Source organism: Mesorhizobium sp. URHB0026, from assembly GCF_054059755.1.
In genome coordinates, this window is the sequence record NZ_JBSSCN010000001.1 from 3,059,602 (window position 1) to 3,071,623 (window position 12,022).

Sequence of the window (12,022 nt, forward strand, 5' to 3'; positions counted from 1 at the left end):
TCCGGTGACCTGCCCGGGAATCCCGAGCGACGACCCCGGGCCAAGTCGAGAATTAATTCTGCGTTCTTGGCTGTCAATCAAAATTGGAATAATTTATTCCTCTTCTTGCAAGGAAGAGCGAGGGATTTCCGTGTCCGTCTTAAGCAGGATCAGTGCCGAGCTCGACGGCATGGCGCCCGGCGAACGCGAGATAGGCCGTTATATTATCGGCAATCCCGACCAGATGCTGCGGCTGTCGACGGCCGCACTCGCGGCCGAGATCGGCCGCAGCCAGTCTAGCGTCGTCAAGTTCAGCCAGAAGCTCGGCTATGGCAGCTACCAGGAGCTCAAGCTCGCCGTCAGCGAGGCCAAGGCGCAGGATTGGCAGGTGCCGGCCGGCGTCATCCACGGCTCGATCGAGGTGGGTGACGGTTTTCCGGTCATCCTGAAGAAGCTGATCGGCAGCAAGCTGCTGTCGATGCAGCAGACCGTCGCCGCCAACAGCGAGCGCATTCTCTCCCGGACGCTGGACCTGCTGGATGGCGCGCGGCGCATCCATCTGGTCGGCGTCGGCGCTTCCTCGCTAGTGGCACGTGATTTTTCCTACAAGCTGATGAAGCTCGGCCGCAATGTGCTGCATGACAGCGACAGCCACATCCAGATGGCCAACGCCTCGACGCTCGGGCCTGACGATGTGCTGTTCGCGCTGTCCTATTCCGGCGCCAGTATCGAAACCTTGCGCATCGCCGAACTTGCCAGCAAGCGTGGCACGACGGTGATCGCCGTCACCGGCCTGCACGACAATCCGCTGAGCCGCGTCGCCGACATCCGCCTCTACACCGTCGCTGACGAGGAACGTGCGCGCTCTTCCTCCATCACCGCGCGCGACGCCCAGCTGACGCTGACCGACCTTCTGTTCATCTTGCTGGTTCAGAAGCAGCCCGACGCCAACGACTACGTTCACAACAGCGAGGCCGCGGTCACGGTGCTGAAGGCCGAGCGCTCGTCGTAGAGGCCTCAGACGCTTTCGAGATAGGTCTCGATCTCGAAATCGCTCACGTTGAGGGCAAACGTATTCAATTCCTGGCGCTTGCAGGCGACGAAGGAGTCGCGCAGGATCGCCGGGAAGATCTCCGCCACATGCGTCCCGCCTTCAAAGGTTGCGATCGCGGACGCCCAGTCCGGCGGCAGTTTGGCCGGGGCGACGCCTTGCCCGTCATTCCCCGCCGGGTCGCCTGGCGACATCTGCTTCTCGATGCCGATCAGCGCGGCACCCAGTATGGCGGCAAGCACGAGATAGGGGTTGGCGTCGGCTCCCGAGACGCGATGTTCGATGCGGCGCGCGCCGGTCGGGCCGCCGGGGATGCGGATCGCGACCATGCGGTTCTCGTAACCCCAGGCGACCGCGGTCGGCGCGTAGGATCTCGGGCGCAGCCTTCGGTAGGAATTGAAATGCGGCGCGAACACCAGCGTGCTTTCGGCCATCGCCGCCAGCAGCCCGCCGACCGCGTGTCGCATGGTGTCGGAACCCTGGTCGGTGCCGTCGTCGAACACGTTGCGCCCATCGGCATCGACCAGGCTGAAATGGACATGGAAGCCGTTGCCGGCGCGGTCGCCATAGGGCTTGGCCATGAAGCAGGCGGCAAAGCCGTGCTTGCGGGCAATGCCCTTCACCGTGCGCTTGAACAACACCGCATCGTCGGCCGCCCGCAACGCGTCGGCGACATGGTTCAGGTTGATCTCGAACTGGCCGACGCCGTTTTCGGCGATGGCCGTATCGACGGGAATGCCTTGCGCGCGGCAGGCTTCATAGATGTCGTGGATGAAGGCTTCGAAATCGTCGATTTCGTCGATCGACAGCGCCGCGTCGGAATCGAGACGCCGCCCGGTGACCGGGGACACGGGCCCGACCGGCCGCTGTGATTGCGGATCGACCAGGTAGAATTCCAGTTCGGTTGCCGCGACAGGAGTGAGGCCGAGCGCCTTGTAGCGATCGAGGATGCGGGCGAGTGCCCGCCGGGGGTCGCCGAGATAGGGCGCTCCGCTCTCATCGGCTAGCCAGAGCGGGACGAGCGCCGTCGGATGCGCCGTCCATTCCACCGGCAGAATGCCGCGACCCGTCCATTGGCAAAGACCGTCGGCATCGCCGGTCGAGAAGACCAGGCTGTTGCCTTCGATGTCCTCGCCCCAGACATCGAGCCCGATCAGCGAGTAGGGCATGCGCAGCTTGCCCTCCAGCGCCTTGCGGGCCTGCTCGACGGGGATGCGTTTTCCCCGCATGATGCCGTTGAGGTCGCACACCGCGGCCCTCAGGCTCAGGATGTCGCTTCGGCTTTCAAGCCAGTTCAAAACGTCCGTAATTGCATCGCTCAATTTCAAACCTCTGGTTCCCTGCGGTGTCGCGTCTGAGGCGAGCACCCTATTTTCTACGACAAAGCAGCTGACGAGTTCATGAAGGCATCTCCGACATAGGTCGGAAATTTTCCTTCATCTTTTCAAGTCATTAGCCGGTATGTCGGGAGGCATTTCAGGAACCAATTGCGCGATCTGCGATCGCAACATAGCGACAAGGCAAGGGAAAGCCAAGTGGTCTGGGGTGCAGGAGACATCGGCCTAGCTCCTCGCTTCCGGGAATCTGACCTGCCGCAGGATGTGGGCAGCACCCTCGTCGATGTCGCGAACGATGGCCGCCCGCGCTCGCCCACCGTCCTGCGCCTCGATCGCGGCAACGACTTCCTCGTGATAGTCGATATCCAGAATGGAGGAGAGGTCGTCCTCGAATCCCATGGCGAGGTTTCTGAGAAACGGGCCGACCTGCATCCACACCGTCTCGATCAGGAAGATCATCTGCTCGTTGCCGCAATGGCGATAGATCGAGAATTTAAAATCGTGGTTCTTCCTGAGATAGTCGCCAATATCGCCTTTGCTGGCCGTCAGGGTCAGTTCTGTGCAATGGCGTCGGATCGTCCGCAGATTGTTGCCGTTGATCAGTTTCGTCGCAAGTTCGGTTGCCGGGCCTTCGAGCAGTGTGCGCACGGCGGTCAATTGCGAGAACCGCTCGGCCGAGATCACCGGCACCTCGACGCTGCCATTCGGCATCGGGCTCAGTGCCCGCAATGCCTGCAGCCGCATGAAGGCACTGCGCACCGGCATGTCGCTGGTGCCGAGTTCCTTGGCGAGTTTGCGCGAGGTCAGCTTCTGGCCGGGCAGGAATTGGCCCGACATCAGGGCTCGCACAAGCTCCAGATAGACCTTCTCGTGCAAGGGCACGGTGTCTACGGCGGTCAAACCGAAATGTGTTCTGCCGGCCATTGGCGGGGCGCACCTTCATCCGTTCTGAAAATGACCTGACGACACGCGCCGCGGACAAAGCTTAGGCCTGGCACGGCGGGAACACCCAAGCCGCCGATTGATCGAGCATGATAGACGCTTCGATCGTTGCGCGGCAAGCCAACCTCAGGAGCCGGCTCGGTGCGGCGGGCTGCCTTCCCTTCCGCCTATCGATCCGGAACCGGCCCGCTCTTCTCCAATGCCATATGCGTCAGCAAATTCCTGGTGATCCGGCCGACGTCGTTCATGGCATCGCTGACAGGCAAGGCGCCGCACCAAGCGACCGAACTCGCGCAGAAGATCAGGCCGCCCGAGGGCAGATGGCGCAGTGTCATCTCCGCGCAACGGCGCCCGTCGCGCTCTCTGTCACCTCCTTCGTACCATCGCGTGGCGTCATGGATGAAGCTGTCCGGGAACCCGGTCGCGCGCGCAATGACCATGGTGTCGGGGGATGTGCCCAGATGCGGGTCGGTGGCATCCACCTCGTAGCCGGCGGCTCCTCCAAGCACGATGCCCTCGTCGCCGAAGGTCTCGCTGGTGACGCCATCGAACAACCACGCGGCCGAGGGCTGACGGCTTTCCGGCGTACGCGTGAAAGGCCGAGCGCGATCGAAACCCATCAGCGAGATGGCGACGCCGGTCAGTGAGAACTCGCCGCGCCCGCTGGCGCGCAGGTACCCTCCCGGCTGGTTGGTAATCGACAGTGACTGTTCGGCGATAGAGCCGTCCCAGGTCCGGCCCGCCTCGAGCGGCGAGCGGCGCAATTCCATCAGATCGTCCTGGAACGCCACCTTGGCGGCAAAACCATTGCCGCCGAGATAGGCGATGCTGCCACCCGCCGCCGCGAATTGGCGCAGCGCATGCTCCATCTCGACCGACATGTATTCGGGATGGCTGCCGGTGATGACCGCCTGGTAGCCCTGCAGGCAGGCAAGACCCAGTTCGTGCAGGTCGCGGTCGGTGATGAGATCGAAGCCGATATCATTCTTGTGGCAGAAGCGCAGAAAATGCAGGTCGACGGGCAGGTTGTGCGGGCAGCCGCAGAGCGGATAATTGTAGTCGTCGCGCAGCGTCGCCTTGGGCTTCCTGGTGGAACAGATCGACACGCCGCTGAGATCGCTGTGATAGTCGTAGAGCGACTTCAGATTGTTATCGATCGCGAAGCGATGGCCGCGATCCTCGCACATCCATTCGTAGAGATGCGCCGGCAGGAATTCATCGGCATAGGCGAGATAGGTGGCCGTCGGCACCAGGAACAGCAGCGGTGCCCGGCGTGCCGTCGAGGTGATGAAGAAGACGATGCGCTCCGATCCACCGTCATGGCTGACTTCGAAGGCATAGACGCCGGCAGAGGCATCGGCAGGGATCTGCAGATGATAAGAGGGGGGCCAGCCCAACGCGCCCATGTCGTCGTCATGGCAATGCACGGCGTCGTAATGCGATGGCACCAAGCGGGGATCAAAGCTCGACCCATCCCAACGGCGTGAGGTCATGCAGAAGGCGGGCTGGTTGATCGTCTCCAGCAAGAGGACGCGATCGGTGCCTGTCGAGGCGAGCGGGCCGCTCGGCAGCAGGGTCGGAAAAATCCAGGCGATACGACCGGCCGCGGTTCGCAGCGAGATCGCCGAGAACTTGGCGTTCAGCGACCTTACATCGTTTGCCGTGCTGGTGCCGAAGACCATGTCACCGGTCAGGGGCCGCCACGGCAGGTCGAATCGATGATCCACGCGAAACGGCGACAGGAGATCGTCCGAGTCGATCCGCAGCACGGTCGCGCCGTCGTTCGACGAAATCTCGACCTTGAGCCAGGTGTTTGCCGGCAAGACCACGCCGCTATCGAGCGAGTTGCCGTCGGCGGCTGACATCAGCCGCCCGTCCTGCAAGCCGAGGCGCAGGTTCCCGCTTTCGAACAGCACGCGGGCGCCATCGTTGCGGGTCAAGTATACTTCGAAGGCGACGCCTTCGATCTCGGTGGCCTTGGCAAGTTCCGCCGCCGCGATCTTCAGGAAGGATCCGTGATCGAAATCGCGGTGAGACACGGCATTTCCCGTCGGCTCGACGCGCCAGCCCATCGGCTCGGCCGCGGGCGTGTCGAGCCGCACGACGTGCACGTGGCATACCTGCCGCGACGCCGAGACATGAAGGGCGACCGGTGTTCCGGCCGCTGTATGCCAGGGAACGGTATAGCCTGAGACGGCCATGGCGCCGTGGTCGACGGGGCGCTTCATCGCCGCGAAAATCCGCGTCGCGATCCCGGCTGTCGCAATCTAATCGATGGCAAACTGGACAATGCTTTCAAACCTTTGGGTCTGGAGGTCGTATATACCCCACGGCCTTGATTGCTGACGAAGTCCGTAGGAATCTCGCTCAGCCATCGATGGCCATCGGCAATGCGAGTTCTACGCATCCATCGCAGGCATCCGCTTGGTGCCTGATCGACGACGACATTATCGCGATCGTGCGAAACCGGACAGTCGTTCTCGCAGCTCGGCCTCTTCATCACAAAACTTGACCTTCACGCACTTGCACGTCCGGCCGCTCTCTGGCTTTTTGGGGCACCCATCCGAACGGACTGATTCGCGTCATGCCGCTCGATTGCAATGTCTTGTAGGCAGTCTGCTCGTGGGTCGTGAAGCGCACGCAATTGGCGAAGGAGAAGCAGGCATGGCCGAGTTCAAGAAGCCGGAAATCTCCGAGATGAGACCCAAGATCACCGTGATCGGCGTCGGCGGCGGCGGCGGCAACGCGATCAACAACATGATCGTGGAACAGCTTCAGGGAACCGAGTTCATTGCCGCCAACACCGATGCCCAGGCGCTTACCATGTCGAAGGCGACGCGGCTGATCCAGCTTGGCGCCCACGTCACGGAAGGCCTTGGCGCCGGCTCGTTGCCCGAGATCGGCCGTGCCGCGGCCGAAGAATCGCTAGACGAGATCATGGATCATCTGGCCGGCACCCACATGTGTTTCGTCACTGCCGGCATGGGCGGCGGCACCGGAACCGGTGCGGCCCCGATCATCGCCCAGGCGGCGCGCAAGGCCGGCATCCTGACGGTCGGCGTCGTCACCAAACCGTTTACCTTCGAGGGCAGGCGCCGCATGCAGATGGCGGAAGAAGGCATCGAGCGGCTGCGCGAAGCCGCCGACACCGTCATCGTCATCCCCAACCAGAACCTGTTCCGCATCGCCGATGCCAAGACCACCTTTGCCGATGCATTCGTCATCGCCGACAGGGTGCTTTATTCCGGCGTCAGCTGCATCACCGACCTCATCGTCAAGGAAGGCCTGATCAATCTCGACTTCGCCGACGTCAAATCGGTGATGCGCGGCATGGGCCGCGCCATGATGGGAACGGGCGAGGCCTCCGGCGACGGCCGGGCGATGAAGGCGGCGGAAGCCGCGATCGCCAATCCGCTGCTCGACGAAATGTCGATGAAGGGCGCCAAGGGCGTGCTGGTGTCGATTTCGGGCGGCCGGGACATGACCCTGTTCGAGGTCGACGAGGCGGCCACGCGCATCCGTGAAGAGGTCTATGAGGACGCCGACATCATCGTCGGCGCCATCTTCGACAAGAGCATGGAAGGCCGCTTCAGGGTCTCGGTGGTGGCGACGGGCCTCGATCGTTCGCTTGGCGAGGGTGATGCCGATGCCGGCATGGCACATGGCCATTCCATGCCGTCCGCCGCACGGACCTTGCAGTAGCCTTCCGTTCGAATTGACACTCCCGGGCAGGCGACCCGCGGTATCTGTCGCGTGCCAGGGCCGGAAACGGTGCTCTTCAGGACGCCTTCTCGCCGATGAGCTCGAATCGCTCGATCTCGCATTCGCGGGCGACCAGTGCCAGGATTGCCGTCTAGGGTTCGGGTCGCATCGGGCTGTCTCCATTCGAGATTGAACGAGTACACGAAGCGGTCGCGGCTGGAGTGATTCTCGACCTTGCCGTCGCCGCCGATGAAGCCGACGCCGGTCAGCACGCCAAGCGGCAGACGAAGCACGTCCACGCTGGCGAAGAAGTAAGAACCTCTTGCCCTCCTGAGGTGGCCCGGCCGAACCGTCGCGCGGCAGCCGACCAGACGCGACGCCATTTGAAGGTGGCGCGCCATCCTTCGGCGCGGCGATCTCTGACTGGGATCACCACCGCGGCCACCATGTGGATCATGACGATGATCGGACTTGCCTTTGGCGGGGCCAGTTTGGTCTTGCGGCAATTGCAACCGTGCTGACGCTACTGACCGCTTGACTTCGGCCAAGCCATGTGAAAAATTTTGCAGCAACTGATAAAAATATCATCGGGACGGAAACGTGGTTGGTTTTGGAAACGGCCTTTTTCGGGACGACGATGCCAGCATGGCGGCGCGGGCCGCGTGGCTTCATTACGCCGGCGGCCTGACCCAGTCCGAGGTTGCCAAGCGGCTGGGGCTGACCAGTCTCAAGGCGCACCGCCTCATCACCAAGGCCAACCAGGAAGGTCTGGTGAAGGTCTATATCGACGGCGAAGTGTCGGAATGCGTCGAGCTCGAGGACGAATTGTCCCGCCGCTACGGCCTCGACTATTGCGAGGTGGTCCCGGATTTCGATTCCGAGGATCTGCCGCTCAAGGCGCTCGGCATCGCCGGCGCGCAGTTCCTCAAGCGCGAGATCGAGCGCGGCGAGCAGGCGCTGATCGGCGTCGGCCATGGCCGCACGCTCGCGGCCTGCGTGGAATATCTGCCGCGCACCACCACCGACCGCATCCGTTTCGTGTCGCTGCTTGGTGGCCTGACCCGGAAATTCTCGGCCAACCCGCACGATGTCATCCACCGTCTCGCCGAACGCACCGGTGCCGAAGCCTATGTGATGCCGGTGCCGATGTTCGCCAACACGGCGGAGGACCGCATCGTGCTGCTGGGCCAGAAGGGGATCAGCGAGGTCTTCGATCTCGCCAGATCGGCCGACCTGCTGTTTGCTGGGATCGGCACCGCCGAACGCGAGGCTTCGCTTGTCGCCACCGGCATGATCGAGAAGGGCGAGATGGAGGAGATCCGTCGCAATGGCGGTGTCGGCGAATTGCTCGGCCATTTCTTCGACGACGCCGGCAAGGCAGTGGCGACGACCGTTTCCAACCGGGCGCTGGCACTGGCGCGCGAGGATATCGCCAGCCGCCGGATTGTCGCCGTCGCCGGCGGCAGGATCAAGGTTCGCGCCATCAAGTCGGTGCTGGAGGGGCGCTATCTCGAGGGCCTGATAACGGACGAGCGCACGGCGCGATCGCTCGTGGAAGAGACGCCGGTCGGGTAGCCGGCAACAGTCCAGTTGAAACTACCCTGTGGAGGAGAAGACGAAATGCATGAGAAAGAGAAAGACCTGATAGACGCCTTCCTGCGCGGACAAGTCGACCGTCGTGGACTGATCAAGGGCCTGGGTGCCATGGGCCTCGCCGCCGGCACCGCCGGCACGCTGCTCAACCTGGGCCAGACCCGCGCGCTCGCCGCGGACTTCGACTGGCAGGCGCATAAGGGCAAGACCATCAAGCTCTTGCTCAACAAGCATCCATATGCCGACGCCATGATCGCCAATCTTGAGAACTTCAAGAAGCTGACCGGCATGAACGTCGTCTACGACGTATTCCCCGAAGACGTCTATTTCGACAAGGTGACGGCCGCATTGTCGGCGAGCTCGCCCGAATACGACGCCTTCATGACCGGCGCTTACATGACCTGGACCTATGGCCCAGCCGGCTGGATCACCGACCTCAACGAATGGATCAAGGATCCGGCCAAGACCAACCCGAACTATGCTTGGGACGACTTCCTGCCAGGCGTTAAGAATTCCTGCGCATGGAACGGCAAGCCGGGCGGAGCTTTGGGATCGGAAGACGCCAAGCAGTGGTGCATTCCGTGGGGGTTCGAGCAGAACAACATCACCTACAACAAGGCGATGTTCGACAAGGCGGGCGTCAAGGTTCCCGGCAACATGGACGAGATGGTGGCCGCTGCGGCCAAGCTCACCAAGGATGTCGGTGGCGGCGTCTACGGCATTGGTGTGCGCGGCTCACGCTCCTGGGCGACCATTCACCCGGGGTTCCTGTCGGCCTACGCCAATTTCGACCAGAAGGACCTGAATGTGTCGGCCGACGGCAAATTGTCGGCCGCCATGAACACCGCCCAATCCAAGGCTTTCCACAAGCAGTGGGTGCAGATGATCCAGCAGAGCGGCCCGAAGGACTGGTCGACCTATACGTGGTACCAGGTCGGCACCGATCTCGGCGCCGGCGCCTCGGCGATGATCTTCGACGCCGATATCCTCGGCTACTTCATGAATGGCGGCGACAACAAGATGGCCGGCAAGCTTGCCTTCGCCGCCTTCAAGGCGAATCCGGAGGCCAAGGCACCAACGCCGAACATCTGGATCTGGTCGCTGTCGATGTCCAACTTCTCCAAGGACAAGGACGCCACATGGTACTTCATGCAATGGGCCTCCGGACCCGAGCATGCGCTGTTCGGCGCCACCAAGATGGATTTCGTCAACCCAGTCCGCCAGTCGGTCTGGAAGGATGAGGTCTTCCGCGAGAAGCTGAACAAGAGCTATCCGGGCTATGTCGAGATGTTCGACGCCTCGGCACCCGGCGCCTCGATCAAGTTCACGGCGCAGCCGCTTTTCTTCGATCTCACCACCGAATGGGCGGCGACGCTGCAGAAGATGGTGTCCAAGGAAGTGCCGGTCGACGAGGGCCTCGACAAGCTCGCCGAGAGCATCAACGGCCAGCTCAAGGAAGCCGGCCTCGGTTAAGTCGCAACGAGGGCCGGCCTGCTTGGCGGTTCGGCCCTCGCCACATCTTTCATGTTTGCGATGCGGTGCCGAAAGGTGCCATTTCGCCCCACCGGCCGCCTTGCTCCCTTGGGCGGCCGGCAGGGCGAAGCGACAGCAACAACGGAGCAGCTCGATGACTGCGGTGGTATCGCAAAGGCTCAAGCCATCCGGCTTCAGGATCAGCAAGCGGGTGCTGCCCTATGTTCTCAGCCTGCCGGCCTTGCTGGTCTGCATAGGCATCCTGATCCCGTTCCTGACCTCGGTGGTCTATTCGTTCCAACGCTACCGTCTGAGCCAGCCCTGGGCGCGCCAGTTCAACTGGGGCGACAACTATATCTCCTTCTTCACCGATCCGAAGTTCTGGAACACGTTGAAAGTGTCGCTGCTCTATGCCGGCACCACGGTCGTGCTGGAACTGCTTCTCGGTCTCGCCATCGCGCTGCTGCTGCAGAAGCGCTCGACACTCAACAACTTCATCTCGATCATGCTGTTGATGCCGCTGATGACGGCGCCCGCGCTGGCGGCACTGATGTGGAAGCTGATGACCAATCCGGGCTTCGGCGTGCTGAGCTATCTCGCCAGCCTCATCGGGCTGCAGGATTTTCGCTGGGCGTCGTCGCCGTCGACGGCGCTGTTCACCGTCGTGCTGGTCGACATCTGGGTCTACACGCCATTCATCATGATCCTGCTGCTCGCCGGCCTGCGCAGCCTGCCGACGCAGCCCTTCGAGGCCGCCGCGCTTGACGGCGTGCCGAGGAGCTTCGTCTTCTTCCGCATCACGCTGCCGATGCTGACGCCCTACATCCTGACAGCGACGCTGTTCCGGCTGCTCGATTCCATTCAGCAGTTCGACATCATCTACGCGATGACCCAAGGCGGGCCGGGCGACACGCTGACCGTGTTCCAGGTCGAGGCCTATCTCAACTTCTTCCAGTCGACCAATGTCGGCCGCTCGGCGGCGCTCATGATCATCCTGTGGGCGATCACCTATTTCCTCTCCAACATCTTCATCAAGAACTGGCTCAGGCTGCGCGAACGCGCCCGCGGCCAGGCATAGGAGGCGGCGATGGAACATACCTCGCTTCTCGAACGCATCCTGCGCGGCGCGGCACTGACGCTGGTCGTGATCTTCTTCATGTTCCCGATCCTGTGGATCTTCATGATGTCGTTCCAGACCAACGAAACCATTCTGCGCATCCCGCCGCAGCTCATCTTCAATCCGACGCTCGCCAACTACACGGCGTTGATCACCGGCAAGCTGATGACCGCCGCCGGCACGCTCGATATCGCCTTCATGCGCAACCTCTGGAATTCGGTGTTCCTGTCGGTGACCTCGGTCGCCGTTTCGCTGCTGCTCGGCGTGCCGGCGGCTTACGCCTTCGCTCGTCACAAATTCCGCGGTTCGGAGGACATCGCCTTCACGCTGCTGTCGTTCAAGTTCGCGCCGGCACTTCTGGTCCTGCTGCCGCTGACCCTCTATTTCCAGAAGCTCGGCCTTGCCAACACCTATATCGGCCTGATCTGGGTCTACCAGTTGATATGCCTGCCGCTGATCCTTTGGATCGTGCGCGGCTATTTCGAGGACATTCCGGCCGACATCGAATATGCCTACCGCATCGGCGGCCATTCCTGGTTCGCCACCTTCCGCAAGATCGCGCTGCCGCTCGCCGGCCCAGGCATCGCGGCGGCCGGCCTGCTCGCCTTCATCTTCGCCTGGAACAATTTCGTCTTCGCGCTGGTGTTGGCTTCGGCCGACAAGCAGCCGGTGACGGTCGGCGCGCTGGCCTTCATCACTTCATCGGGCATCCAGTACGGCCAAATTTCGGCGGCCATCGTCTTGTCGATCACGCCGACGCTGGCGCTCGCCCTTTACGCACAGCGCTATCTGGTCGAGGGCTTGTCGCTCGGCGCGGTGAAAGGATAG

At 62.5% G+C, this 12,022-nt stretch carries 9 protein-coding genes and 1 pseudogene; 7 read left to right on the top strand and 3 right to left on the bottom strand.

All coding sequences use genetic code 11. The features are described 5' to 3' along the window. Positions 1-130 precede the first annotated feature (130 nt). Complete coding sequence (locus tag ACVWWD_RS15045; protein WP_352546571.1) at positions 131-991, top strand: MurR/RpiR family transcriptional regulator; 861 nt, start codon at positions 131-133, stop codon at positions 989-991. 5 nt (positions 992-996) lie between these two features. Here ACVWWD_RS15045 and ACVWWD_RS15050 read toward each other — a convergent pair whose 3' ends face one another. The 3 genes from ACVWWD_RS15050 to ACVWWD_RS15060 form a co-directional block, all read right to left on the bottom strand. After that, entirely contained in the window at positions 997-2,352 is a 1,356-nt protein-coding gene (locus ACVWWD_RS15050; RefSeq protein WP_457103163.1) for a glutamine synthetase family protein, read from the bottom strand. A gap of 240 nt (positions 2,353-2,592) precedes the next feature. Beyond that, a complete protein-coding gene (locus ACVWWD_RS15055; protein ID WP_023771116.1) occupies positions 2,593-3,291 on the bottom strand; it encodes a GntR family transcriptional regulator in 699 nt (232 codons plus the stop codon). A 185-nt stretch (positions 3,292-3,476) separates the two neighbouring features. Beyond that, positions 3,477-5,537 (bottom strand): N,N-dimethylformamidase beta subunit family domain-containing protein, encoded by a 2,061-nt coding sequence (locus tag ACVWWD_RS15060; protein WP_352546569.1) that lies wholly within the window; start codon positions 5,535-5,537, stop codon positions 3,477-3,479. A gap of 436 nt (positions 5,538-5,973) precedes the next feature. Here ACVWWD_RS15060 and ftsZ point away from each other — a divergent pair, with 436 nt between their 5' ends. The 6 genes and pseudogenes from ftsZ (at position 5,974) to ACVWWD_RS15090 (ending at position 12,022) form a co-directional block, all read left to right on the top strand. Then, the gene (gene ftsZ / locus ACVWWD_RS15065) at positions 5,974-7,011 is read left to right on the top strand and encodes a cell division protein FtsZ (RefSeq protein ID WP_023771114.1); all 1,038 of its coding nucleotides are present in this window, start codon (positions 5,974-5,976) and stop codon (positions 7,009-7,011) included. Between the two features lie 396 nt (positions 7,012-7,407). Then, positions 7,408-7,508, top strand: a pseudogene (locus ACVWWD_RS15070) (MgtC/SapB family protein); the annotation flags it as partial. Positions 7,509-7,611: 103 nt separating this feature from the next. Then, positions 7,612-8,586 carry a sugar-binding transcriptional regulator gene (locus ACVWWD_RS15075; protein WP_023782268.1) on the top strand — a complete coding sequence of 325 codons (975 nt, stop codon included), beginning with the start codon at positions 7,612-7,614 and terminating at the stop codon, positions 8,584-8,586. Positions 8,587-8,631: 45 nt separating this feature from the next. After that, positions 8,632-10,077 carry an ABC transporter substrate-binding protein gene (locus tag ACVWWD_RS15080; RefSeq protein ID WP_023771112.1) on the top strand — a complete coding sequence of 482 codons (1,446 nt, stop codon included), beginning with the start codon at positions 8,632-8,634 and terminating at the stop codon, positions 10,075-10,077. Positions 10,078-10,231: 154 nt separating this feature from the next. Then, complete coding sequence (locus ACVWWD_RS15085; RefSeq protein WP_015318968.1) at positions 10,232-11,155, top strand: carbohydrate ABC transporter permease; 924 nt, start codon at positions 10,232-10,234, stop codon at positions 11,153-11,155. A 9-nt stretch (positions 11,156-11,164) separates the two neighbouring features. Next, complete coding sequence (locus ACVWWD_RS15090; protein WP_023782266.1) at positions 11,165-12,022, top strand: carbohydrate ABC transporter permease; 858 nt, start codon at positions 11,165-11,167, stop codon at positions 12,020-12,022.